Origin of the sequence: Archangium violaceum (genome assembly GCF_016859125.1) — a bacterium.
Taxonomy (GTDB): domain Bacteria; phylum Myxococcota; class Myxococcia; order Myxococcales; family Myxococcaceae; genus Archangium; species Archangium violaceum_A.
Map to the genome: position 1 here is coordinate 4,679,181 of NZ_CP069338.1, position 24,551 is coordinate 4,703,731.

Below are 24,551 nucleotides of genomic sequence, written 5' to 3' on the forward strand. Positions count from 1 at the left end.
GGCCCGGCATAGAGTGGGGGGAATGGCATCGGACATGGCATCCAGGAAGAGCACGGTCGAGGCGTATGCCGCCCAGCACCGGGGCGACGCGGACCACTACGCCACCTACTTCGCGGGCATGGATGCGTCCATGCAGCAGAAGGTGGCCCTCACCACCGCGCACTTCCCCACGCGCGGCCGGGTGGCGGACATGGGCAGTGGCTCGGGCCGTGGCACCCATGACCTGGCCTGTCTCTACAGGGGCCTGGAGTTGGTGGGCGTGGACATCAACCCCGTGTCCGTGGACATGGCCGCCGCCTCCTACCAGCGCCCCAACCTGCGCTTCGTGGTGGGCGACATCGCCGACCCCGTCTTTCCTCCGGAGTCGCTGGATGGGGTGCTCGACTCGTCGGTGCTCCACCACGTCACCAGCTTCAACGGCTTCTCGCTCGCGCGGCTGGAGGAGTGTCTGGACAACCATGTGCGCGCGCTGCGTACCGGCGGTGTCATCATCATCCGCGACTTCCTCGTTCCGGAGGGGCCCGAGGAGGTGTTCCTCGACCTGCCCGAGACGGATGGGGCGGCCGAGGGTCCCGTCTCCGGGCTCTCCACCGCCGCGCTCTTCGAGCGCTTCGCACGCGACTTCCGTTGCAGCGTCAACCGCGACGGCCCGGTGCCCCATACACGGCTCGCCTCGCCCCACGCGGGGCACGTCCGCTACCGGCTCACCCTGCGCGCCGCCAATGAGTTCATCCTCCGCAAGGACTACCGCACCGACTGGGACGTGGAGCTGCTCGAGGAGTATTCCTATTTCTCCCAGTCCCAGTTCGAGTCCGCCTTCCGGCGCCGCGGGCTGCGCATCCTCAGCTCGATGCCCATCCGCAACCCGTGGATCATCGCCAACCGCTACGAGGGCCGTTTTCATTTGAGCGACCTCGAGGGCCGGCCGCTGCCGTTCCCGGCCACCAACTACCTCATCGTCGGGGAGAAGGTGCCCCCGGGCGCGGGCGTCGAGCTGCGCGAGGAGCGCCGGGAGTCGCTCACCACGCCCCACTTCCTGTCCCTCCGCGCCTGGCGCCACGACTCCGGCCACGTCCTCGAGCTGGTGGAGCGTCCGGGGCGCACGTTGGATCTGCTGCCCTGGTTCCGCCAGGACGGCCAGGTGTTCGTGCTGGCGAAGAAGGGCTTTCCGCGGCCCATCGTCAACGCGTGCGCGGACCATCCCAACCTGGGAGGCGCGGCGCTGTCCGGATACGTCACCGAGCCCCTCGCCGCCATCACCCACGCGGGAGAGGCGCCGGACAAGGCCATCGCGCGCATCCTGCACGAGCGGGCCGGGCTGTCCGCCGACAGCATCCGCTCCCTGAGCGAGCCGGCGCGCTACTTCACCTCGCCCGGTGGGGTGAGCGAGCGCGTGGCCGCGTACCTGGTGGAGGTCGCGCCTACCGCCGGGTTGCCCGCGCCCGACTACGGTCCGTTCACCAGTGCGGGCTCGGTGCGCGAGCTCGATGCGCGCCAGGTGCTCCGTGCCTGCCACGTGGGCGGCATGGTGGACGCGCGGTTGGAGATCAACATCCACCGTCTGCTGCGCCACCTGGGCACCTCTCCCGGGCCGTGGATCGGCGCGACGCTCCAGCTCACCGAGCAGACCGGTGGGCCTCGCTGGGCCCAGGACGCGCTGACGCCCGAGCGCCGCGTGACGTTCACTCCCCACGAGGAGGGTGCCAGTGGCTACCTGGACCTGCGCACCGGCACCTTCTCCGAGCGGGACGCGGAGGGGCGCGTGTTGGCGAGCGTGCCGCGCGAGTACCTCGTGCCGCGCGAGGCCAGCCGCAACACCACGGTGGCGCTTCCGGTGGTGCGGACGCGGGAGGGCTTCTGGGTGGGGCTCGAGCACCGGGAGTTGCCGGTGGTGCAGCACTTCACGGGCAGCGCCCACTTCGCGGTGACACCGGCCTGGCGGCTGCCCCGGACGCTCACCCACCTGGGCCAGGTGCCCGCCTTCATCACCGAGCGCCTGCGCGAGGAGTTCTCCGTCACGGTACGCGATGTCTGGGAGCTCGGAGGCTCGTACCACGCGACTCCAGGTGTCACTCCCGAGCTGGTGTGGCCGTTCGCCGTGGAGGTCGAGGCCGACGCGGCGTGTGACTCGCGCCTGCGCTGGATGCCACTCGAGGTGCTCATCGGCCAGTTGGACGAGGTGCAGGATGCGCACCTGCTGGTGGTGGCCTGGCGGCTGGCGCACGCGCTGGGCGTGTTGGGGTGAGGCTCCGCCACTTCCCTCTACGAGTGGGCCTCACACTCCCCCCTCGTCCCGTCGTGCTCCGAGCCCAGGCCCAGCGGCAGCCGCACCGTGGCCACCGCTCCGCCGCCCTCGCGCGGGCGCAGTGAGATGCGCCCTCCGTGGCGGCGGATGATCTCCCGCGACACGTACAGCCCCACGCCGATGCCCGAGATGCCCGTCTGCTCGCGCCGGTCCCCGCGCTCGAAACGCCCGAAGAGCTGCTCCTCGTCCTCCACGCGCAGGCCGATTCCCCGGTCCGCCACCACCAGCTCCGCCTCGCCGTCCGGCAGCACCCGCGTGAACACCTCGATGAGTCCCCCCGTCGGGCTGTACTTGATGGCGTTGGACACGAGGTTGTGCACCACCTGCTCCATGCGGAGCTCGTCGAAGACGCCCACCAGCGGGCGCGTGAAGAGCTCCAACGTGTGCAGCGGCGAGGCTCCCACCAGCCCCTCCGCCACCCGCCGCACCACCTCGCTCAGGTCCATCCGCGTGCGCTGCAGGGGCAGCTGCTCCAGGCCGAGCTGCGAGGCATCCAGCAGCTGGTTCACCAGCCGCGTCACCCGGTCCACCTGCCGGCTCACGTTGTCCAGCCGAGCCACGTGCTCGCCGCCCACCTTGCGCCTCAATAGCTGCACCTGCGCCTTGAGCGCCGTGAGCGGCGTCTTCAGCTCGTGCGAGGCGATGGACAGGAACGCGTCCTTCTCCCGGCTGGTGCGCTCGATGGCCTCGAGCTGCCGGGAGATCTGCCAGGCCATCCGGTCGAACGTCTCCGCCAGCTGGCTCAGCTCGCGAGGCGCGTCCCTGGCCGCCTCGGAGGCGCGCGCCGTGCGGTCCCCCGCGGTCAACCGGGCCGCCGCGTGCGACACCTCCTGCACCGGGGCGACGATGACGCGCGAGAAGCCGAGCGCCAGCAACACCGCCGCCACCGTGGCCAACCCCATCGTGCCCAGCAGGCCGAAGTAGGCCTGCTCCACGTCGTGCTGCAGCCGCGTGTCCGGTTGCTCCACCACCACCCGCCAGCCCAGCGCGGGGACCTCCACCATGCCGAAGTGGCGCATCGTGCCCACGCGCACCAGTGTCACCGCGTCCTGCTCGACCTCGTAGCTCCCCGTGCCGCCGCTGCCCACGCGCTCCAGCGCCCGCTCCAGCGACGTGCCGCGGATGCTCTGCAGCTGCCCCGGTCCCTCGTCGGCCGAGTCGAAGATGATGCCCCCTCGCGCGTCGGCCACGAGCACCCGCTTCGGAGTGTCCCCCACCTGCGCGCGGGCATGTCGGCGCAGCCTCGGGAGATCCATCGCCGCCAGCACGTAGCCCGCGTAGTGCTCCTCGCGGCGGATGGGGGCCAGCGTCACCACCAGGGGGCCCTGCACGCCGCCGCGCCCGAGGAAGACGTCACTCACGAGGGGCTCGCGCGCGCTCCGCACCTCGCGCACGTAGGGCCTATCCGAGAAGTCGGTGCCCGCCAGCGGACGGCCCGCTTCGTCATTGCGCGGGGAGAAGGCGAGCGCTACCCCCTCCGGGCCGCCGATGTAGGCGTTGACGACCTCTGGCGAGTACGTGACGAGCGCGTCCAACTCGCCCTCGAGGAAATGGGGACCCGGCAGCCGCCCTTCCTGCGAGAGGCTCGTCGAGAGCGTACGGGCCAGCTTCGAGACGCCATGGCTGGCGTGCGCGAGGCTGCTCTCGATTTCACTGACCACCACCCCGGCCGCGTGCAGGTTCTCCTCGTCCACCTGCCGCACCTCGGAGGCGTAGCGCGCGCGGCCCTCGGCGCCGCCCACCACCAGCAGCGGGATGATGGCCCCCAGCGTGAGCGCCGAGCCGAACGCACGGCCGATGGACATGTCCGCCAGGGGCAGGGGCAGCAGCACACGCAGGCGCGCGCGCACGTGGGGGATGAGCAGCACCACCTGGAGGACGAGCACCGCCAACAGCCCGTTCACCGCCTGCTTCAATCCCGCCACCAGCGTGGCATCCAGCGGGATGCCCTCCACCAGCCGGTAGGTGAGGAGGAAGTACAGCGGGCTCAGCGCCCAGTAGCAGGCGTCCGCCACCAACGGGGTGAGGCGCCGACGCAGCGCGCCAACGAAGACACCCTCCAGGATGATGTTGAGCCAGCCCCAGGGATGGCCCCACAGCCAGAGGGTCCTCATTCCGGCCACAGCCCCCGCCAGCCCGCCCGCCAGTGGGCCGAACAGCACCGCGGCGATGAGCACCAGCAGGGGTCCGAGCAGCAGGTGGACCCCGGGCAGGACCTCGAGGGCCGCCAGGTTGAGCACCAACCCGATCAGCCCGAGGCCCAGACCCCACGCTATGCGCCCCAGGGTGCTCATCCGTGCCCAGGGTGCGCACCTGCTGCCGACACCGCAACGCTTCCTCGCCCTTTGGGTGCGCTGGCAGGAGTTGATGCCGGTTGACTGACCGACACGGCAGCCGAGCACGCTGGATGTCTCCAACGAGGCTGGACGCGGATCCGTGGTTCCTCGAAGGACGGGCGGGCATGCGTTGGACCCTGGACGAATCCTGGACAGCCCACGGAATGTCGGGTCTGTTTGCGCGCGGCGTCGTCCCTGTGCCAGACGGGGAGGTAGCTCCCGTCTCTCCACACCTGGGATGCAGCGCCGCGGGGGGGGTCCGGTCGGAAGCGGACCCGCAGGGGCCCCGACACGGAGAAATCATGAGACACACCAGGCCGTCGTTCCGCCGGGGGGCGGGATACGTGCGTTCGTCTACCATTGCCACCCTCCTGCTCGCATCGAGCGCGCTCGCGCAGCCCTCGGGCCTGCCCTCGTTCGAACTGGAGCGGCTGGAGCTGAACCCCAATGGCCGAGGCTCGCTGCTGATGGGCACCGGCGAGCTGCTGCCCCAGGGCGGCTTTCGCGTCTCGCTCGCGGGGCAGTACGAGAACGAGCCCCTGGTGATGTACCGGGATGGCAACCGGCTGGGCTCGGTGGTGAGCGACCGGGTGACGGCGCACCTGCTGGCGGCATGGGCACCGATGCACTGGCTGGAGCTGGGCGTGCAGTTGCCGCTGGTGGCCTGGCAGCGCGGGGATGACCTCGGCGCGCAAGGTGTCACGGCACCGGGCCGTACGGGGTTGGCCACCCCTTCGGCGCACGTGCGGCTGGGGCTGCTCGCGCAACGGCGGGAGGCGCCGGTGGACCTGGCGCTCGAGCTGGGCGTGGGGCTGCCCGTGGGCAGCGTGGACACGCTCTCGCGCGACAGCATCGTGCGCATCTCGCCCAAGCTGATGCTGGGCCGGAACTTCGGCGCGCTGCGTGTCGGCGTGGAGGCGGGAGCGCTGATTCGGCCCGCGGTCGTCCTCGGGGACGAGGGCGCGGTGCAGGACGAGCTGGGCAACGAGGTGCGCTTGGGCGCGGTACTGGCCACCACGGGCGATGGGCTGCGCGGCGAGCTCAACGTGCGCGGCACCGTGCCGCTCACCCGCGAGTCCAGCTCCCTGGAGGTGCTGGCCGGTCTCCGGCTGCCCGTGGGCGAGTCCGTCGAGGCCTACGCGCTCGGTGGCCCGGGCTTCGGTGATGCTCCGGGGACGCCCACCTTCCGCCTGTTGCTCGGCGTGGCCTTTGGCGGGGGCGAGCGGCCGGATGCCTCGCGGCGTGACGACGATGGCGATGGCGTGAGGAACGACGATGACAGGTGCCCCACGATGGCGGGTCCGGTCGAGCGCTGGGGCTGCCCTCGGGCGGAGCCCTCGGACCAGGACCTCGTCCCGGATGACCAGGACGCGTGCCCCACGGAGGATGGTCCGGCCGAGAACCAGGGCTGCCCGGTGCGGGACTCGGACCAGGACGGGACCAGCGACGACATGGACCCATGCCCCACGGAGGCGGGTCCGGTCGAGCGCCAGGGCTGTCCGGTGAAGGACTCGGACCAGGACGGTATCGAGAACGACCTGGACGAGTGCCCCACGGAGGCGGGTCCGGCCGAGCGCCAGGGCTGCCCGGTGAAGGACTCGGACAAGGACGGCCTCGAGGACGCCGCGGACAGGTGCCCCACGGAGGCGGGCCTGGCGGAGCTGCGCGGCTGCCCGGCGAAGGACACGGACGCCGACGGCGTGGCGGACCACCTGGACAACTGCCCCGCCGACAAGGGCGTGGCCACCAACGCGGGCTGCCCGGTGCGGCAGAAGCAGCTCGTGGCCATCCAGACGGGCAAGCTGGAGATCAAGGAGTCGGTGTTCTTCGCCACGGGCAAGGCCATCATCCAGCCGCGCTCCTTCAAGATGCTGGACCAGGTGGCCCGGGTGCTCCAGCAGCACCCGGAGGTCGACCGGATGGTCATCGAGGGCCACACCGACAACCGTGGCAACGCGGAGGCCAACCGCAAGCTGTCGCTGGCGCGGGCCGAGGCGGTGAGGGGCTACCTCGTGAGCAAGGGTGTGGAGCCGTCACGCCTGGAGGCGAAGGGTTTCGGTCCGGACCGGCCCCTCGCGTCCAACAAGACGGAAAAGGGCCGCGCGGCCAACCGCCGCGTGGAGTTCATCATCGTCACCGCCGAGCGCGAGCTGAAGTAGTCGAGGGAATCGATACATATGAAGAACGGTCTCTTCAAGAAGTGGCTCGCGGCGGCGCTGTGCGTGCTGGCCCTCGGCTCGACGGCGGCGCTCGCCGAGCCGGATTCGTTCGGGTTGGGCTCCGGGCGCGATGGCGCGCTCTCGGTGACGACCTCGGGCACCATCATCAACAGCTATGCCCAGGTGACGGGACCCCTGGCCCCGGGGGACACCGTCGTTCCCATGGGGACGTGCCTGGGTGCTGTCTCCTGCTTCGCGGCCGGCGACCTGGTGATGGTGCTCCAGACGACCGGTCTCGTCCCGGTGCCCCCCTCTGGAGGCACGGGCGCCATCGACATCTCCAATGATGCGGTAGGCCGCTGGGAGCTCGCGCGGCTGGCCTCGGTCTCGGGAGCGACGCTCACGCTGACCGCTCCGCTCATCCACTCGTACGCGGCCAATGTGACCCAGGTCATCCGGGTCCCCGAGTACACGACCGTCTCCCTCACCACGACTGGGAGGATCACCGCGGTTCCCTGGAACGGGAGCGCGGGTGGCGTCATCGCGTTCCTGGCCACGGGCACGGTGAGCAACGCCGGGCAGATCACCGCCAACGCCATGGGATTCCGTGGGGGCGTGTACGTCGATGATGGCTCTGGTTCGACGGGCTGTGCGTTGCTGGATGAGGATGCCGCCAAGGGAGCTCAGAAGGGCGAGGGCATCGCCGACGTGCGTTACGGCGCCTCTCATACCGGGCGTGGCAACGTGGCCAACGGGGCCGGAGGCGGCATCTGCTTCAAGTCGGGCGGCGGAGGCGGTGGTAATTACGGGACCGGTGGTGTGGGCGGGCGCTCGGAGTTCTACGTCGATGGGGCCCGGCTCGTGGGCGGGCAGGGAGGCACGGCGCTCGTCTATTCGATGCTGAATCACCTCACTCCAGGCGGTGGCGGCGGAGCCGGTCATGGTGCCGACGGCACGGGCGTGCCGGGTGGGCGTGGCGGCGGCATCATCTTCATCCGGGCCAACCAGCTCTCGGGCACGGGCGCCATCCTGGCCTCGGGTGGTTCGGGTGGCGCCTCGTCCGACGATGGTGGCAGTGGCGGTGGAGCGGGTGGCTCCATCTATCTGCGTTTCGCCAGCACGGCCTCGTGCGGCCAGGTCTCCGCCGCTGGAGGTGTGGGTGGCTCGGTGAATGCCGGCCGGGTGGGTCCCGGCGGTGGTGGCGGCGGTGGACGGGTGTTGTTCCAGGCCGCGCTGGGAGGCACCTGCAACTTCAACCTCGGCGGCGCCACGCCCGGCAACCAGCAGGATCCCACGGCTCCCGACGGCCCTACCTACGGGGCGACGGTGGGCGCCAATGGCAACTCCGTCACCCTGACGGGCGGCTTCGTCGTGCCTGCCGTGCCCTCGGTGACCACGCCGGCCGATGGCCTCATCACCAACAACCGCCAGCCCGATATCCGGGGCAACGCCCAGGCCAACACCACGGTGGTCATCTACATCGACGGGGTCGAGGTCGGCCGGACCATGTCCAACTCCAGCGGCGATTACATCTTCGGCCTGCCCGCCGCTCTCTCCGAGGGCAATCACACGGTGCAGGCGGCCACGGAGCTCAATGAGGTGCAGAGCCCCAAGAGCGCGGCCAACACCTTTACCGTGGATGTCACCGCGCCCGCGGCGCCGGTGGTGAGCGCGCCCGCGGACGGAGCCCTGCTCAATACGTCCAGGCCCGTCATCACCGGAACGGCGGAGCCCAACAGCACCGTCACGGTCATCATCGACGGCGTGGCGGTGGGCACGGTGACGGCGGACGCGTCTGGCAACTGGAGCTATACGCCGACGACGCCGCTGGCGGACGGCTCGCACACTGTGAAGGCGACGGCGACGGACGCGGCGGGCAACACCAGCCCCGAGTCCCCCATGCGCGACTTCACCGTGGACACGGCCGTGCCGGACACCCGAATCGTCTCGGGACCGCCGGCCTCGAGCAACTCGAAGGATGCGACGTTCGTCTTCGACACCGTTGTGGCGGACACGGGCGTGACGTACGAGTGCAGGCTGAGCCCCGCGACCACCTTCGCCCCGTGCACGAGCCCGTTCGACCTCACGGTCCCGGCGGATGGCTCGTACACGTTCGCGGTTCGTGCAGTCGATGCCGCGGGCAACGTGGACCCCACGCCGGCCAGCTACTCCTGGACCGTGGACACCACGGCGCCCTCCGTGCCCGTGGTGACGGGCCCGACGGGGACGGTGGACACCCTCACCCCGGTCATCAGCGGAACGGCGGAGCCGGGCAGCACCGTCACCATCATCATCGACGGAGTGGAGGTGGTCACCGCCCAGACGGATTCGTCCGGCAACTGGAGCTACACGCCGACCACTCCGCTCATGGAGGGTCCGCACACGGTGACCGTCCGCGGCACGGACGCGGTGGGGAACACCAGTGAGGTGAGCGCGGGCCACAGCTTCACCATCGTCCAGGACCACGCGGCGCCGGACACCACCATTACCTCCGGTCCGTCGGACACCACGCCGGAGAACAGCGCGACGTTCACATTCGACTCGAACGAGCTGGGCGTGACGTACGAGTGCAGCCTGGATGGTGCCGACTTCACGCCGTGCACGTCTCCAGTCACCCTCACGGACCTGTCCGAGGGCGAGCACACCTTCCAGGTGCGCGCTCGTGACGCCGCGGGCAACGTGGACGCCACTCCGGCTACCCGGACATGGACCGTGTCCGCGAACACGGGGGGTGACATCGCCTTCCTGGGCAATGGCATCGGCTGCTCGGCCACGGGCGGTGACTCGTCGCTGGTGTTGATGGGTCTGGGCACGTTCCTGGCGCTGGCCCGTCGTCGCCGCCGTCAGTAACCCGACCCCGCTGTCTCGAGTCCCGGGCCGGGCTCCCTTCCCTCATGGGATGCGGGGCCCGGCCTTTTTCGCGTCTCCGTGCATTTGTCAGGCAGGCCCCATGCGCCGGGTCATCCTCATCGTGGATGACACCCCCCGCCAGGTGCATCCACAACCATGGCAATGCCATCTACGTGAGGGAGTACAACGGGGAGGCGGATGACAAGGAGTTACCCGCCCTTTCCAGGTAGGTATCTGGCGACTCTCGAGGATGCCGTCAACGTGAGGACGATCGAGAAGCGGCACTGGCGGTCCGTGCATGGGCGCTCAGCGTAGTCGCGCCTTGCAGTAGGGGCATGCGACGAGCCACAGGGCCTCCACGCTCCTGGTTCCGCGCGCCTTCACTTCCGCTTTCAGGTTCTCATCTCTGGACGGGTTCCTCCTCGTCCACCATGTGAAGGTCTCGTCGCAGGCGGGGCAGCGGAGCAACTTGAGGTCGCCGTACACGCCGCCCACCAGGCCTCCGAGTAACAGCCCGAATCCCACTGTCCCCCAGGGTGTTCCCGCGTGTCCGAGGAGCCCCTTCGGGCCGAAGAGCACCATGAGCCCCCAGCCCACGACGAGCGGAAACAGGGCAAGCCGCATGTACAGGCTCGTACGGCGGCCGTACTCGTCCCGGATGTCCTTGTCGCTCAGGGTCCTGCCCACCTGGGACTTCGCGGGCTCTGGCTCGACAGGAGCCTGGGGCACCTGCTCTCGAGCCAACACCTCCTGCTGTGTGAGCTGACCCGCGGACCGCTCGAGCGTGAACGCCACCTGCGCGAGTGTCCGGAGGGCGCGGCGGCATGGCTCCTCTCGCACCGGGTAGCCGATGGGGGCCACCACCTCGTTCTCCGTGAGCACGGCTCGTGGGTTGTCGGCCACGAGTGCCAGGAGCGCCTCGCGTAAGTCCGGCTCGCGCAGCAGGCGGATGACGGCCGCGGGGTTGCTGCCTTGGATGATGAAGGCCGCGTCCAGGGATTCATCCCCCACCTGGATATCGCGCAGGCCCCGGAGTTGGAGACGGTGGGTTCCCGCCTCCTGACGCGAGAGGTGGAGACCGGAGGGCAGGTCGGCCCGTGCCTTCATGCGCATCTGCGCCGTGCCATCCGGGGAAAGCAGCACCTCTACGGAGTGGCCCTGATAGCGCCCGGAGAGCAGCCGGTGCGCGCCATCAGCCGCGAAGGAGAGCTCCAGCTTCGGAGCCAACGCGAGCCATGCGCGCCGGGCTCGGCGCCGCCTCCACCATCGGAGAGCGAAGGGGAGGGGCACCCCCAGCATGCCCACCAGCAGTAGACCGAGGAACAACGGATTCATGGTGTCTCTTGGCGCTTCCGGGTCAGTGGGCCACCGGCGGGGGGCGATGCTCGGCATAGAGCTGGTCCCTCCAGCGGAGCAGGTCCGCGAACCGCTCCGCGAGGGCCGGATGGGACCAGGCCTTCCTCCGGCCCGGCCCCAGCGGGATGAAGCGCTCTTCCACGGGCTGGATGAACTGGAGTGTCACCGCCATGGTGATGTCCGCGTACGAGAACGTACCGGTGAGGAAGCTCCTCCCCTGGAGCGCGGCACGCAGTTGCTCCAGGCCGGGCACGACCGTGGAGAGCAGGAGCGCCTCCGGGTCCGACGCCGCCTCATGCTTGCTCGCGAGGAAGCGCGCCGCCATTCGCGCCATGGGCTTCAGCGCTGCGCGATCGCGTAGGAGCCCATCGTGATACCCGAGTCCTCCACCAGGAGCGGCACGGTGCCGCGTCCTCCGGGAGGCGCATGGCGGCGCAGGCGCAGCTCGCCCAGGAGCGGGATGTGTTCGCTGTACTGGTAGGCCAGCCGATGGTGGTCCATCGCCCAGCGTGCCTTCTCGGTCCAACCGGAGTAGCCCAGGCCTACGAGAGTTCGCATGGCCAGTGACTCTCCTCGGGCTCCGGTCCCATGGCAACTGCGCGGCGCACCCGTGTCAGGGCGCCGCTGCGACTCCGGCGGGGCGGAGCTTCACCAACTCCCTCCAGAAGCAGCGCCGCACCTCGGAGGCGCCACGCAGGCTGGGTTCGATCGTGGAGGTGAACCAGGAGGCGTCGCCCTCGAGGAAGTGCTTGTGCAGGTCGACGAGGACGCCGTGCTCCGAGGCGAGCTCGGCGATGAGGTCGTTCATCCGCCGGTGGTTGTCACGAGCCCGTTCCACCGGCACTCCGGTGAAGTTGTGGCGGTCATCACCCACCGTGGGGTCGTACACGTTCGCGATGAGCACCGGGCGGATGGGTAGGGCCGTGAGGAAGGCGGAGAGCTTGCGCCGGAACTCCTCGAAGCCCGGGCCCGCGTCCAGGAGCAGGCCCTGGAGGAGGTCGTTGCCGCCCACCGAGACGAGCGCCACCGACGGCCCGTGGCTCTCCACTCCGCGCAGCTGGCGCGCAAGGGAGTTCACCGTCCCCCCATCCTGTGCGAGCTGTTCGAGTCGCCCACCCCCGAGTGCGCTCAGGTCCTGTCCGAGGAACTCGGGGAAGAGGTCATCCCAGTTGTGCACCAGCAGCTCGCCGGGCGAGACGCCGTAACGGTTGTAGTGGCCACAGTCGAGAACCGAATCGCCAAAGGTGAATACCGTGAGCATCCTCCGCCTCCGTCCCGCGCTTCATCTTGCAACCCTGGGGTGGGGGAGCGCACCGGGCAACGGGCCTGCGGTACACGGGCCTGAACACTCGCTCGCCCGCCTGCCTGGAACCTGGTGGCGCCGAGCACGGATCACAAAACCTGACGTTCTCCTCGGACTCCTGGGCGGTGCACGTACCCGCTCATGGAGCGATAAGAGGGCAATGTCATGGCGGAGCGAATGGTGAAGTCCAATGGCGTCGAGCTGTGGACCGAGAGCTTTGGCGAGCCCGGAAATCCACCCCTCCTCCTGGTGATGGGCGCATCGGTCCAGGGCATTGCCTGGCCCGAGGAGCTCATCGAGCTGCTGGTCGCGGGCGGGTACTACGTCATTCGCTACGACCATCGGGATACTGGCCAGTCGACCTGCTTCGACTTCCAGAAGAACCCCTACACGCTGTTGGACATGGCCGAGGACGCGGTGGGGGTGCTCGATGCGTACGGCATCGCCGCGGCCCATCTGGTGGGCGCATCGATGGGCGGGATGATCTGCCAGCTCGTGAGCATCCACCACCCCGAGCGAGTGCTCACCCTCACCTTGATGCTGTCCACGCCACTGCGAGCCGGGCGCATGGAGACCTTCCAGGGCAGGGCAACGACGGAGACGCTGCCACCACCCGCCCCATTCGTGTGCGAGCTGCTCATGGCGGCGGCAAGCAAACCGCCCGGCAACCGCCAGGAAGCCATCGACTCCCAGGTGAAGATGGTTCGAGCGCTGTCCGGCAGCGTAGCCCCCTTCGACGAGCAGGAGTGTCGGCGCAGGGTGGAACGGATGTTCGACCGCGCTCGCGATCCGGCCGCCTCGGCGAACCACGGGTTGGTGCCATTACCCACTCGCGAACAGGCCGAGGCGCTGAAGCACCTGCGCGTGCCAACGCTCGTCATTCACGGGACGGACGATCCGATGCTTCCTCCCGCGCATGGGGTCGCCGCGGCCGAGGCCATCCCGGGCGCCAGGCTGCTCATGCTGGAAGGGCTGGGGCATGATCTCCCCCGCCCGCTGTTCGGGGAGATCGCTCGGGCGCTCCTCGCGCACGCGGACTCGATCGGGGTATCAACCAGCACCGGCGGGGCGGGACCCACGGCCGCCGTGTGCTCCCAGCCGTGGCGCGGGCGATGAATGCGCCTCAGTGGAGGGGCTGGCCGAGGGAATCGAGGATGGGGCGGCGGGTGGGGAGGGTGTGGTGCACGTGGTCGTAGAAGCACTCGGGGCCGAGCAGGGAGATGAGCTCGCGCTCACGTGCAATGCCCGCCTCGGTGCCGGCCTCCGTGGGCAGTTCGTAGGGCTGGACGAGGACGAGCTCCTCTCCGAGCGTCTGGCGGCAATCCGGAGGCAATGTGTCGAGCCGCTCGCCGAACATACGGACGAAGGGCGGGCCGTAGAAGTTGCGCCAGACGAGACCCGGGAGACCCTCGCTGTAGTCTCGGACGGTGGACACCTCTTCCGAGTAGGTGAACGGCTTTCCTTCTGTGGGAATGTTCTTGTGCACGAGTCGCCATTGCCTGGCATGAAGCTCCGCGTCCAGGCCGGCCAGGGCCAGCGGGGAATGGACGAGTCGCATGAGCTCAACCACCTGCACACCATGGGCTGCACGCCAGGAGGCTTTCGAGGTGGAACTGGCGGATGTCGTCCATGTGATTGCGCCCGTGTAGGGAGGAGCGCCAGTAGAGGTGGGATGAATCCAGAAGAAATCCCGGTCCGTGCGTGCTGCCACACACAGGTGGCCATTCTCTTCGTAATAGGCAACGAGAGCGCCGAGATCCAGGTGGGCCGGGTCAATGGTCTCTGAGAGCGATACGGAACCATAGCGCCTGGGCTCGAACCACTTGAATTCGCGGAGAGCGAGGTTGAGGAACTCTCTCACGACGACTTCTGAAGGACGGCCTGGGGGAAGTCCAAGCTGAGTCTGGAAATATTTCAGAGGCATGCCAAAGGGACGAGCTACGGATGGTGTCTCAGGGTTGCTTTGTTTTGGTTCTTCAGTCTGCTGAGAAAATCCAGGAGTGGTTTCGACAGGTGCGTGGGTCCATCAGGATGCCCAGGAGAACGGACCCACAATTCAAGGTGGCCACCATATTTGTCGACGTACTTGAGCATAGCCTCGAGGTTGCCGGAGAGGGAGAGTTCCTTGCGAGCCTTGGACTCGACGAAGGGGTAGGGCTCCCCCCATACGAGTTCCGCGGGGTTGCCCTTCACCGAGTCGGGGATGAAGCCCTGGGCGCGGCTGCCCGGTGGCGGCATCATCATGGCGGCGTTGCGCTCGTACCGGTGGGCCTGGAGGATGGCGTCCTCGAAGGCGTTGCCCGCGGGCCTGTTCTTCAGAATGGTCGCGTAGAGGCGCTCCCAGTCCGAGTCCGGCTGGAAGGAGAAGCGGCGGTACTTCTCCGGGTGGCGGAACTGGTAGTCCACCCAGCGCTGAGCCTTGTGGGCTGGGGTGCCGGGCAGCAGCCGGGTGCCGTCCGGCAACGTGCGCACGCCCAGCAGCGGCACCTTCTGGCCCGCCCGCAGGGCCCCGGCCGCCTCACGCAACGGTGTCTCCAAGCCGCGAGCCACCCGCTCGAGGAAGCGCGATTCCTCCTGGGTGAAGGTGTGGCCCCGCGAGGCCTGTGCCAGCAGGCGCTCAATCTCCTTGGCGTCCCCCGGAGACAGGTGCGAGGCCACACGCGAGAGCACCTCCACCTCGCCCAGGCCCCGGCCGGTGAGCAACGCCAGCCGCTCGGCGTCCTCCGTGGCCTTCATCAGCACGGCCCCAGTTATGAAGGGCAGCAGCACGCCCAATGCACACACCACGCGCTCGGTGCGCGTGAGGGTATGGCCGGTGAGGCTGTGGCCGGTGACGGCTGCCCGAGCGTCCGTTACCTCACCCACGCCCGGCGTCAGGCCCACCAGCAGCTCCAGCACCAGGTCCTCGGAGCGGAAGGACTCCGGGTCGAAGGACTCGTTGTAATCCAGGTGCACCGGAGCCAGACGGCCCAGATGCACCGCGCTGGCCAGGGCCGAGCGACTCGCCAGCAGGTAGAGGGCCACCTCGTCAGGCGTGCGCTTGAGGAAGTCCGGGTCCTCCGTATGGGCGTAGGCCCAGGCCAGCGTGGCATTACCCAGGGCGCGCAGCGAGTGCTCGCGCAGGGGCGACTCGCTCAGGAGGTAGCCCGGGGCCAGTCGGCGCGGGGGCGGGGCGTAGGTGCTCAGCAGCCTTGTGCCCCACGCCTCGTACTCGGCCAGCTTGCGCTGCACCGCGCGCCAGCGCTCCTCGCGCTGTCGCTCCTCTCGTAGCAGCACCGTGTAGCGCGCCAGGGGAGAGGGTGCTTTCTCCAGCGCCTCCTCCGGTTGCAGCAGCACCTCGCGCTCCAGTCTCTTCAGCGCCGCCAGGCCCTCGCGGCGCGCAGCCTCGGAAAGCCCCGTGGCCTGCAAGGCCTTGCCCTGGTGGCGCAGGAAGGCCTCGTAGGGCGCCAGGGGCCGAGTGGCCGAGAGCACCGGGCCCGTGGACTCCACCTCCTCGCGCCAGGGGCCTTCTCCGCGCCGCAGCGTCAGCACCACCTCGCCCCGCTGGCCTCGCGCATACCGGTACAACGCCCACTCCAGCAGGCCGCGGAAGCTCTCGGCGTCCACCGCTCCCAGCTCGCTGCCGGTTCCCTCGTGCACGCGGAGGCCGAGTAGCCGGACACGCCCGTTCTCCACGCGCAGCCCCAGGGCCAGCCATGCCCCCGCGCGCTTGAGTCCGCGTGCCGCTGCCCACGTTTGGGCACGCACCTCCTTCGTCCCTTCCAGCACCTCGGCCCCGGTATATGCCGAGGCCTTCCTGCCCAGGCCCCCCTCTCCAGAATGAGAGGCCAGCGGACCCGTGCCCGGTGACTCCAGGGCGAACGCCAGGCGCGGGCCAGGGCTGCTGTCGGTATGGCTCCGGCACGCGGCCACCGCCACCAGCAGTACGACCGGGAGAAGAACCGAGGGCGTTCTCATGGACGTGTCGAGGGGCGCTCAGTCTATCCCTGCCTCCGGAGAGCGAGCTCCCTCCATCGTTACATCCTCCAGCCCCTGGAAGACCTGCCGGGTCTCCAGTCCGTCTCCATTGGCGGGCAGAATCATCGGGTGACCACACCAGAAGCCCTCGCCAGGGAAAACATCGATGATGCCCTGAGCGCCCTCTCAACGCGCTCTGCGGCTTCATTCCGTTCAACAGGCTGACCGAGCGCATCACGGTCATCGAGAGAACAACCTGGCCACCTCCCTCAACCCCGACTTCCTCTCGAAGTCCGTGGCCGAATATTTCAAGCGCGAGGACACGACGACGCCCTGCTCAATCCAGCTCAGTGAAGGGGCTGGCCGAGGGAGTCGAGGACGGGGCGGCGGGTGGGGAGGGTGTGGTGCGCGTGGTCGTAGAAGCATTCGGGGCCGAGCAGGGAGATGAGCTCGCGCTCACGTGCGATGCCCGCCTCGGTGCCGGCTGCAGTGGGCAGTTCATAGGGCTGGACGAGGACGAGCTCCTCTCCGAGCGTCTGGCGGCACTCGGGAGGCAGTGCGTCAAGCCGCTCGCCGAACATGCGGACGAAGGGCGGGCCGTAGAAGTTGCGCCAGACGAGGCCCGCCAGTCCTTTGCTGTAGTCGGGCACTGTGAGTACCTCTTCCGAATAGGTGAACTCCTTTCCTCCTTCCATGGGAGTGCTCTTGTGGACGAGCAGCCATTGCTTGGCATGGAGATCCGTTTTCAAGCCGGACAGGGCCAGTGGGACCCCAAACAGGCGCATCACCTCGAGCACTTGCTTTGCATGGGCCGCACGCCAGGCGGCCTTTGAGGCCCGGCTCGCGGACGTCATCCAGGAAATAGCACCCGTGTAGGGCGGAGCGCCGGTGGTGATGGGATAAATCGAGATGAAGTCCCGATCCGTGCGGGCTGCCACGAACAAGGTTCCATGCTCTTCGTAGTGGGCCACGAGCGCACCTAGATCGATGCGGCTTGGGTCGATGGGCTTATCCAAGGCCGAGGACCCATAGCGCCTGGGCTCGAACCAACGGAACTCACGAAGCACGAGGTCGAGAAATCTGCCCACCACCGCGCAAGATGGTCGTTCAGGTGGTAGATCAAAATCCGTATTGATGTATTTGACGGGCATGTTGTGAATGGGAATCACGGATAACGTCGAATGTTTGCCTTGAACTGACGTGACAGACGAGCCAGTTCGTTTAGGAGCGGCTCTGACAAGTGCGTAGCTCCATCGGGGTGCCTGGCTGAGCGGACCCACAGTTCGAGGTGACCTCCGTATCGGTCCACGTAGTCGAGCATCGCTTTGAGGTTGCCAGAGAGGGAGAGTTTCCTGCGAGCCTTGGACTCGACGAAGGGGTAGGGCTGTCCCCATACGAGTTCCGCGGGGTTGCCCTTCACCGAGTCGGGGATGAAGCCCTGGGCGCGGCTGCCCGGTGGCGGCATCATCATGGCGGCGTTGCGCTCGTACCGGTGGGCCTGGAGGATGGCGTCCTCGAAGGCGTTGCCCGCGGGCCTGTTCTTCAGAATGGTCGCGTAGAGGCGCTCCCAGTCCGAGTCCGGCTGGAAGGAGAAGCGGCGGTACTTCTCCGGGTGGCGGAACTGGTAGTCCACCCAGCGCTGAGCCTTGTGGGCTGGGGTGCCGGGCAGCAGCCGGGTGCCGTCCGGCAACGTGCGCACGCCCAGCAGCGGCACCTTCTGGCCCGCCCGCAGGGCCCCGGCCGCCTCACGCAACGGTGTCTCCAAGCCGCGAGCCACCCGCTCGAGGAAGCGCGATTCCTCCTGGGTGAAGGTGTGGCCCCGCGAGGCCTGTGCCAGCAGGCGCTCAATCTCCTTGGCGTCCCCCGGAGACAGGTGCGAGGCCACACGCGAGAGCACCTCCACCTCGCCCAGGCCCCGGCCGGTGAGCAACGCCAGCCGCTCGGCGTCCTCCGTGGCCTTCATCAGCACGGCCCCAGTTATGAAGGGCAGCAGCACGCCCAATGCACACACCACGCGCTCGGTGCGCGTGAGGGTATGGCCGGTGAGGCTGTGGCCGGTGACGGCTGCCCGAGCGTCCGTTACCTCGCCCACGCCCGGCGTCAGGCCCACCAGCAGCTCCAGCACCAGGTCCTCGGAGCGGAAGGACTCCGGGTCGAAGGACTCGTTGTAATCCAGGTGCACCGGAGCCAGACGGCCCAGATGCACCGCGCTGGCCAGGGCCGAGCGACTCGCCAGCAGGTAGAGGGCCACCTCGTCAGGCGTGCGCTTGAGGAAGTCCGGGTCCTCCGTATGGGCGTAGGCCCAGGCCAGCGTGGCATTACCCAGGGCGCGCAGCGAGTGCTCGCGCAGGGGCGACTCGCTCAGGAGGTAGCCCGGGGCCAGTCGGCGCGGGGGCGGGGCGTAGGTGTCCAGCAGCCTTGTGCCCCACGCCTCGTACTCGGCCAGCTTGCGCTGCACCGCGCGCCAGCGCTCCTCGCGCTGTCGCTCCTCTCGTAGCAGCACCGTGTAGCGCGCCAGGGGAGAGGGTGCTTTCTCCAGCGCCTCCTCCAGTTGCAGGAGCACCTCGCGCTCCAGCGTCTTCAGCGCCGCCAGGCCCTCGCGGCGCGCAGCCTCGGGGAGTCCGGTGGCCTGCAAGGCCTTGCCCTGGTGGCGCAGGAAGGCTTCGTAGGGCGCCTGGGGCCGAGAGGCTGAAGGCACCGGACCCGTGGACTCCGCCTCTTCGCGCCACGGGCCTTCACCGCGCCGCAGCGTCAGTACCACCTCGCCCCGCTGACCTCGTGCATACCGGTACAACGCCCACTCCAGCAGGGCGCGGAAGCTCTCGGCGTCCACCGCTCCCAGCTCGCTGCCGGTTCCCTCGTGCACGCGGAGGCCGAGTAGCCGGACACGCCCGTTCTCCACGCGCAGCCCCAGGGCCAGCCATGCCCCCGCGCGCTTGAGTCCGCGTGCCGCTGCCCACGTTTGGGCACGCACCTCCTTCGTCCCTTCCAGCACCTCGGCCCCGGTATATGCCGAGGCCTTCCTGCCCAGGCCCCCCTCTCCAGAATGAGAGGCCAGCGGACCCGTGCCCGGTGACTCCAGGGCGAACGCCAGGCGCGGGCCCGGGCCGCTGTCCGTATGGCTCCGGCACGCGGCCACCGCCACCAGCAGTACGACCGGGAGAAGAACCGAGGGCGTTCTCATGGACGTGTCGAGGGGCGCGCAGTCTATCCCGGCCTCCGGAGAGCGAGCCCCCTCCATCGTTACATCCTCCAGCCCCCGGAAGACCTGCCGGGTCTCCAGTCCGTCTCCATCTGCGGGCAGAATCATCGGGTGACCACACCAGAAGCCCTCGCCAGGGAAAACATCGATGATGCCCTCCGACTCGCCGGCTGGCTCATTCAGGACGCGAAGGATGGCAATGTGGATGCGGGCCTGGGCGTCGCGTCGCGGCCTTCGAGGTCGAGTGCACCACGAGCGTCTACTCGAGGCTGCTGCGGATGGCGGATCTGCTCGCCCTTCAGCCCAACCTCAACATCCGGCTGTTCCTGGTGGCCCCGGACGAGCGCCGGAGCAAGGTGGAGCAGGAGATCCGCCGCCCCGCGTTCTCCCTGAGGGAGCGCCCTCTCAACGCGCTCTGCGGCTTCATTCCGTTCAACAGGCTGACCGAGCGCATCACGGTCATCCGAGAGAACAACCTGGCCACCTCCCTCAACCCCGACTTCCTCTCGAAGTCCGTGGCGGAGTATTTCAAGCGCGAGGACACGACGACGTCCTGATCAATCCAGCTCAGTGAAGGGGCTGGCCGAGGGAGTTGAGGACGGGGCGGCGGGTGGGGAGGGTGTGGTGCTCGTGATCGTAGAAGCACTCGGGGCCGAGCAGGGTGATGAGCTCGCGCTCGCGTGCGATGCCCGCCTCGGTGCCAGCATCCGTGGGCAACTCGTAGGGCTGGACGAGGACAAGCTCCTCCCCAAGCGTTTTGCGGCATTCGGGGGGCAATGTGTCGAGCCGCTCGCCGAACATGCGGACGAAAGGCGGGCCGTAGAAGTTGCGCCAGACGAGGCCCGCCAGTCCTTTGCTGTAGTCGGGCACTGTGAGAACCTGTTCCGAGTAGGTGAACTCCTTTCCGCCCTCCATGGGAATGCTCTTGGGGATGAACCGCCATTGCTTGGAGTGGAGATCCGTCTTCAACCCGGACAGGGCCAGCGGTACTTGAAACAGGCGCATCACCTCGCGCACCTGTTTGGTATGAGATGCACGCCAGGAGGCTTTCGAGGCCAGGCTCGCGGAGGTCATCCAGGAGATGGAACCCGTGTAGGGTGGAGCACCGGTTGTGATGGGATGAATTGAGATGAAGTCCCGATCGGTGCGGGCTGCCACGAACAAGGTTCCATACTCTTCGTAATGGGCTACGAGCGCACCCATGTCGATGCGACTCGGATCGATGGGTTTATCCAAAGCCACCGATCCATGACGCCTGGGCTCGAACCAACGAAACTCACGAAGAATGAGGTCGAGAAACGTTCCCACCTCTGGGCTGGGAGGACGTCCAGGCGGAAGCCTGAATCGTGTTTCGAGGTATCGGATAGGCATGCCTTGAGTAGACATCACGGGTAGTGGTGAAGGATTGCCTTACCTTGTTCTTTCAGGTCGTTCAATTTGTTTAGGAGCGGCTCTGACAGGTGCGTGGCTCCATCGGGATGTCTGGCGGAGCGGACCCACAGCTCGAGGTGACCACCATAGTTGTCTATGTATTCGAGCATCGCCTTGAGGTTGCCGGAGAGGGAGAGTTTCCTGCGAGCCTTGGACTCGACGAAGGAGTAGGGCTGTCCCCAGACCAGCTCCGCGGGGTTGCCCTTCACCGAGTCGGGGATGAAGCCCTGGGCGCGGCTGCCCGGTGGCGGCATCATCATGGCGGCGTTGCGCTCGTACCGGTGGGCCTGGAGGATGGCGTCCTCGAAGGCGTTGCCCGCGGGCCTGTTCTTCAGAATGGTCGCGTAGAGGCGCTCCCAGTCCGAGTCCGGCTGGAAGGAGAAGCGGCGGTACTTCTCCGGGTGGCGGAACTGGTAGTCCACCCAGCGCTGAGCCTTGTGGGCTGGGGTGCCGGGCAGCAGCCGGGTGCCGTCCGGCAACGTGCGCACGCCCAGCAGCGGCACCTTCTGGCCCGCTCGCAGGGCCCCGGCCGCCTCGCGTAACGGCCCCTCCAGGCCGCGAGCCACCCGCTCGAGGAAGCGCGATTCCTCCTGGGTGAAGGTGTGGCCCCGCGAGGCCTGTGCCAGCAGGCGCTCAATCTCCTTGGCGTCCCCCGGAGACAGGTGCGAGGCCACACGCGAGAGCACCTCCACCTCGCCCAGGCCCCGGCCGGTGAGCAACGCCAGCCGCTCGGCGTCCTCCGTGGCCTTCATCAGCACGGCCCCAGTTATGAAGGGCAGCAGCACGCCCAATGCACACACCACGCGCTCGGTGCGCGTGAGGGTATGGCCGGTGAGGCTGTGGCCGGTGAGGGCTGCCCGAGCGTCCGTTACCTCGCCCACGCCCGGCGTCAGGCCCACCAGCAGCTCCAGCACCAGGTCCTCGGAGCGGAAGGACTCCGGGTCGAAGGACTCGTTGTAATCCAGGTGCACCGGAGCCAGACGGCCCAGATGCACCGCGCTGGCCAGGGCCGAGCGACTCGCCAGCAGGTAGAGGGCCACCTCGTCAGGCGTGCGCTTGAGGAAGTCCGGGTCCTCCGTATGGGCGTAGGCCCAGGCCAGCGTGGCATTACCCAGGGCGCGCAGCGAGTGCTCGCGCAGGGGCGACTCGCTCAGGAGGTAGCCCGGGGCGAGGCGGCGTGGGGGCGGGGCGTAGGTGTCCAGTAGCCTTGTGCCCCACGCCTCGTACTCGGCCAGCTTGCGCTGCACCGCGCGCCAGCGCTCCTCTCGCTGTCGCTCCTCTTGTAGCAGCACCGTGTAGCGCGCCAGGGGAGAGGGTGCTTTCTCCAGCGCCTCCTCCAGTTGCAGGAGCACCTCGCGCTCCAGCGTCTTCAGTGCCGCCAGGCCCTCGCGGCGCGCAGCCTCGGAAAGCCCCGTGGCCTGCAAGGCCTTGCCTTGGTGGCGCAGGAAGGCCTCATAGGGCGCCAGGGGCCGAGTGGCCGAGAGCACCGGGCCCGTGGACTCCACCTCCTCGCGCCAGGGGCCTTCACCGCGTCGCAGTGTCAGCACCACCTCGCCCCGCTGGCCTCGCGCATACCGGTACAACGCCCACTCCAGCAGGGCGCGGAAGCTCTCGGCGTCCACCGCTCCCAGCTCGCTGCCGGTTCCCTCGTGCACGCGGAGGCCGAGTAGCCGGACACGCCCGTTCTCCACGCGCAGCCCCAGGGCCAGCCATGCCCCCGCGCGCTTGAGTCCGCGTGCCGCTGCCCACGTTTGGGCACGCACCTCCTTCGTCCCTTCCAGCACCTCGGCCCCGGTATATGCCGAGGCCTTCCTGCCCAGGCCCCCCTCTCCAGACTGGGAGGGCAGTGGACCCGTGCCCGGTGACTCCAGGGCGAACGCCAGGCGCGGGCCAGGGCTGCTGTCCGTATGGCTCCTGCACGCGGCCACCGCCACCAGCAGTACGACCGGGAGAAGAACCGAGGGCGTTCTCATGGAGGTGTCGAGGACGCGCAGTCTATCCGGCCTCGGGCCTGGACACCTCTCAGTGCACTCAGTGCACCTGCTGCGACGAGCCCGTGGGCGGGCGCGGCTCGGGAGGCGTGGGGCTGGCGGCGGACAGTAGCGGGAGCGCCACGTAGAAGGTGGAGCCCCGGCCCACCTCGCTCTCCACCCAGATGCGGCCCCCGTGGCGCTCCACGATGTCGCGGCTGATGTAGAGGCCCAGTCCCAGTCCGCCGTAGGACGTGACGGAGACGTTCCGGGCGCGGAAGTAGCGCTCGAAGAGCTGCTCCTGCTGGTCGCGAGGAATGCCGATGCCCTCGTCCGCCACGGAGAGCAGCGCGAAGTCGCCGCGCACATCCATCGTCACGCGCACGGTGCTGTCCCCGGGGCTGTACTTGAGCGCGTTCTCCAGCAGGTTGGCGATGACCTGCTCGAGCCGGTACGGGTCTCCGCGGATGGGGACCGGCTCCTCCGGGTGCGAGTAGTCGATGCGGTGCTGGCCCCGCTCGGCGTCCATCACGGTCAGCGCGCGCTCCACGATGGCATCCAGCCGGGTGGGCTCGAAGTGCAGCGCGAGCCGGCCGGCCTCGATGCGGGAGGCATCCAGCAGGTCGTTGATGAGCGCCGCCAGCCGCACCAGGTGCTGGCGCGCGTGACGCAGCAGCGTGGGGTCCACCGGCTCATGGCGCTCCAGCCGGCGCTCCAGGCTGGCCAGCCGCAGCGAGAGCGGGGTGAGGGGCGTCTTCAGCTCGTGCGAGGCGATGGTGAGGAAGTCGTCGCGCACGCGGATGGCCTCCTGGGCCTCGCGGAAGAGGCGGGAGCGCTCGGCCTCCGCGATGCGTTGCTCGGTGACGTCCTCGACGATGCCCACGCCCCCTTCCACCTCGCCGCACTCATTGAGGCAGGGCGCGAAGTGGACGCGCACCGGGGTCACCTTGTCCGCGGTGATGGAGCGGTAGTCCCCTTCATAGGAAGCGTGACGTCCCTCGAGCACCTCGCGCACGCAGGTCATGATGGCCTCGTCCTGGAGCGAGAGCAGGTTCAGTCCGATGAGCGCCCGCTTGGAGGAGCCCAGGATGCGCACGAAGTAGTCGTTGCACGCCAGGAGGGTGGGGGTGGTGTCGAAGTGGAACAGGCCCATCGGCGCGTTCTCGAAGACGAGCCGGTAGACGCGCTCCCCCGTGGAGATCGGGTGGAGGGCGCGCGTGCGTACCGCGGAGGACAGGCGCTCCAGGGGCTCGTCGGTGTAGTCGGGGAACTCGGGCGTGCGCCGCAGCACCACGGTGATGCGCTCTCCGCTCGCCGCCTCGGCGGCTCCCACCGTCACTTCCAGCTCCAGCTCCGGTCCACCCCGGCACAGCAGGGTGGCCCGAACGGGGCGCCCGCTCAGCGCGCGCCGCCGTCTCAGCAGGTAGCGCAGGAAGGATTGCCCATCGAAGGCATGCAGACGCTGGGGGACAAGGCGGTCGAAGGGTTGTCCCGCCAGCTCCTTCAACTTCCAGCCAAGCAAGCGCTCGGCGGCGGGGTTCAGGTAGAGGACGCGCTCGTCGCCATCGCAGGCCACGAGGGGATCCGCCATCGCATCCATCAGCACCCTGAAGTCATCGCCGGACATGCATCCCTTTCGTGTGAGAGGGCCACCTCCTTAGAGCCTACAGGTTGGCTATGGC

At 68.7% G+C, this 24,551-nt stretch carries 17 protein-coding genes; 5 read left to right on the forward strand and 12 right to left on the reverse strand.

The features are described 5' to 3' along the window. The first annotated feature begins 34 nt into the window (after positions 1-34). Positions 35-2,245, forward strand: coding sequence for a class I SAM-dependent methyltransferase (locus tag JQX13_RS20185; RefSeq protein ID WP_203410582.1), 2,211 nt, complete (start codon positions 35-37; stop codon positions 2,243-2,245). Positions 2,246-2,262: 17 nt separating this feature from the next. Here the strand turns inward: JQX13_RS20185 and JQX13_RS20190 are convergent, their stop codons facing one another. Next, positions 2,263-4,599, reverse strand: a complete 2,337-nt coding sequence (locus tag JQX13_RS20190; RefSeq protein ID WP_203410583.1) for a sensor histidine kinase — start codon at positions 4,597-4,599, stop codon at positions 2,263-2,265. 386 nt (positions 4,600-4,985) lie between these two features. Here JQX13_RS20190 and JQX13_RS20195 point away from each other — a divergent pair, with 386 nt between their 5' ends. Both JQX13_RS20195 and agmC read left to right on the forward strand, forming a co-directional pair. Beyond that, the gene (locus JQX13_RS20195) at positions 4,986-6,800 is read left to right on the forward strand and encodes an OmpA family protein (protein WP_343211110.1); all 1,815 of its coding nucleotides are present in this window, start codon (positions 4,986-4,988) and stop codon (positions 6,798-6,800) included. An 18-nt stretch (positions 6,801-6,818) separates the two neighbouring features. Continuing rightward, a complete protein-coding gene (gene agmC, locus JQX13_RS20200) occupies positions 6,819-9,650 on the forward strand; it encodes an adventurous gliding motility protein AgmC (protein ID WP_203410585.1) in 2,832 nt (943 codons plus the stop codon). Between the two features lie 306 nt (positions 9,651-9,956). Here agmC and JQX13_RS20205 read toward each other — a convergent pair whose 3' ends face one another. The 4 genes from JQX13_RS20205 to JQX13_RS20215 are packed head-to-tail and all read right to left on the reverse strand — an operon-like array spanning position 9,957 to position 12,267. Beyond that, positions 9,957-10,985, reverse strand: a complete 1,029-nt coding sequence (locus JQX13_RS20205) for a hypothetical protein (protein WP_203410586.1) — start codon at positions 10,983-10,985, stop codon at positions 9,957-9,959. Between the two features lie 22 nt (positions 10,986-11,007). Then, positions 11,008-11,340: a glutathione S-transferase C-terminal domain-containing protein gene (locus JQX13_RS54270; RefSeq protein ID WP_239014940.1), complete on the reverse strand. Its 333-nt coding sequence runs from the start codon at positions 11,338-11,340 to the stop codon at positions 11,008-11,010. Between the two features lie 5 nt (positions 11,341-11,345). Further along, positions 11,346-11,564, reverse strand: coding sequence for a glutathione S-transferase N-terminal domain-containing protein (locus tag JQX13_RS54275; RefSeq protein WP_239014942.1), 219 nt, complete (start codon positions 11,562-11,564; stop codon positions 11,346-11,348). A 55-nt stretch (positions 11,565-11,619) separates the two neighbouring features. After that, entirely contained in the window at positions 11,620-12,267 is a 648-nt protein-coding gene (locus tag JQX13_RS20215; protein WP_203410587.1) for an SGNH/GDSL hydrolase family protein, read from the reverse strand. 207 nt (positions 12,268-12,474) lie between these two features. On the opposite strand from JQX13_RS20215, the gene JQX13_RS20220 reads away from it, so the two are divergent. Then, positions 12,475-13,425: an alpha/beta fold hydrolase gene (locus JQX13_RS20220; protein ID WP_203410588.1), complete on the forward strand. Its 951-nt coding sequence runs from the start codon at positions 12,475-12,477 to the stop codon at positions 13,423-13,425. 7 nt (positions 13,426-13,432) lie between these two features. Here JQX13_RS20220 and JQX13_RS20225 read toward each other — a convergent pair whose 3' ends face one another. From JQX13_RS20225 to JQX13_RS20240, 4 genes are all read right to left on the reverse strand, one after another. After that, positions 13,433-13,867, reverse strand: a complete 435-nt coding sequence (locus JQX13_RS20225; protein ID WP_203410589.1) for a hypothetical protein — start codon at positions 13,865-13,867, stop codon at positions 13,433-13,435. Positions 13,868-14,247: 380 nt separating this feature from the next. Further along, positions 14,248-16,266: a pre-toxin TG domain-containing protein gene (locus tag JQX13_RS20230; RefSeq protein ID WP_203410590.1), complete on the reverse strand. Its 2,019-nt coding sequence runs from the start codon at positions 16,264-16,266 to the stop codon at positions 14,248-14,250. 347 nt (positions 16,267-16,613) lie between these two features. Continuing rightward, the gene (locus tag JQX13_RS20235; protein WP_203410591.1) at positions 16,614-17,435 is read right to left on the reverse strand and encodes a hypothetical protein; all 822 of its coding nucleotides are present in this window, start codon (positions 17,433-17,435) and stop codon (positions 16,614-16,616) included. After that, positions 17,432-19,450 (reverse strand): pre-toxin TG domain-containing protein, encoded by a 2,019-nt coding sequence (locus JQX13_RS20240; RefSeq protein ID WP_203410592.1) that lies wholly within the window; start codon positions 19,448-19,450, stop codon positions 17,432-17,434. The genes JQX13_RS20235 and JQX13_RS20240 overlap by 4 nt, the downstream gene beginning before the upstream one ends. Before the next feature lie 296 nt (positions 19,451-19,746). On the opposite strand from JQX13_RS20240, the gene JQX13_RS20245 reads away from it, so the two are divergent. Beyond that, complete coding sequence (locus tag JQX13_RS20245) at positions 19,747-20,025, forward strand: hypothetical protein (RefSeq protein WP_203410593.1); 279 nt, start codon at positions 19,747-19,749, stop codon at positions 20,023-20,025. Positions 20,026-20,035: 10 nt separating this feature from the next. On the opposite strand, the gene JQX13_RS20250 is transcribed toward JQX13_RS20245, so the two are convergent. From JQX13_RS20250 to JQX13_RS20260, 3 genes are all read right to left on the reverse strand, one after another. Then, a complete protein-coding gene (locus tag JQX13_RS20250) occupies positions 20,036-20,776 on the reverse strand; it encodes a hypothetical protein (RefSeq protein ID WP_203410594.1) in 741 nt (246 codons plus the stop codon). A 77-nt stretch (positions 20,777-20,853) separates the two neighbouring features. Next, positions 20,854-22,872: a pre-toxin TG domain-containing protein gene (locus JQX13_RS20255; RefSeq protein WP_203410595.1), complete on the reverse strand. Its 2,019-nt coding sequence runs from the start codon at positions 22,870-22,872 to the stop codon at positions 20,854-20,856. 58 nt (positions 22,873-22,930) lie between these two features. Continuing rightward, positions 22,931-24,496 carry a sensor histidine kinase gene (locus JQX13_RS20260; RefSeq protein WP_239014944.1) on the reverse strand — a complete coding sequence of 522 codons (1,566 nt, stop codon included), beginning with the start codon at positions 24,494-24,496 and terminating at the stop codon, positions 22,931-22,933. Between the last annotated feature and the right edge of the window lie 55 nt (positions 24,497-24,551).

Bases quoted from the DNA above. Each gene is read 5' to 3' on its own strand.
- JQX13_RS54275 (WP_239014942.1), bottom strand. From the start codon at position 11,564: ATGCGAACTCTCGTAGGCCTGGGCTACTCCGGTTGGACCGAGAAGGCA.
- JQX13_RS20185 (WP_203410582.1), top strand. From the start codon at position 35: ATGGCATCCAGGAAGAGCACGGTCGAGGCGTATGCCGCCCAGCACCGG.
- JQX13_RS20215 (WP_203410587.1), bottom strand. From the start codon at position 12,267: ATGCTCACGGTATTCACCTTTGGCGATTCGGTTCTCGACTGTGGCCAC.
- JQX13_RS20225 (WP_203410589.1), bottom strand. From the start codon at position 13,867: ATGCGACTCGTCCATTCCCCGCTGGCCCTGGCCGGCCTGGACGCGGAG.
- JQX13_RS20230 (WP_203410590.1), bottom strand. From the start codon at position 16,266: ATGAGAACGCCCTCGGTTCTTCTCCCGGTCGTACTGCTGGTGGCGGTG.
- JQX13_RS20260 (WP_239014944.1), bottom strand. From the start codon at position 24,496: ATGTCCGGCGATGACTTCAGGGTGCTGATGGATGCGATGGCGGATCCC.
- JQX13_RS20255 (WP_203410595.1), bottom strand. From the start codon at position 22,872: ATGAGAACGCCCTCGGTTCTTCTCCCGGTCGTACTGCTGGTGGCGGTG.
- JQX13_RS20205 (WP_203410586.1), bottom strand. From the start codon at position 10,985: ATGAATCCGTTGTTCCTCGGTCTACTGCTGGTGGGCATGCTGGGGGTG.
- JQX13_RS20245 (WP_203410593.1), top strand. From the start codon at position 19,747: ATGGCGGATCTGCTCGCCCTTCAGCCCAACCTCAACATCCGGCTGTTC.
- JQX13_RS20220 (WP_203410588.1), top strand. From the start codon at position 12,475: ATGGCGGAGCGAATGGTGAAGTCCAATGGCGTCGAGCTGTGGACCGAG.
- JQX13_RS20240 (WP_203410592.1), bottom strand. From the start codon at position 19,450: ATGAGAACGCCCTCGGTTCTTCTCCCGGTCGTACTGCTGGTGGCGGTG.
- JQX13_RS20190 (WP_203410583.1), bottom strand. From the start codon at position 4,599: ATGAGCACCCTGGGGCGCATAGCGTGGGGTCTGGGCCTCGGGCTGATC.
- agmC (WP_203410585.1), top strand. From the start codon at position 6,819: ATGAAGAACGGTCTCTTCAAGAAGTGGCTCGCGGCGGCGCTGTGCGTG.
- JQX13_RS54270 (WP_239014940.1), bottom strand. From the start codon at position 11,340: ATGGCGCGAATGGCGGCGCGCTTCCTCGCGAGCAAGCATGAGGCGGCG.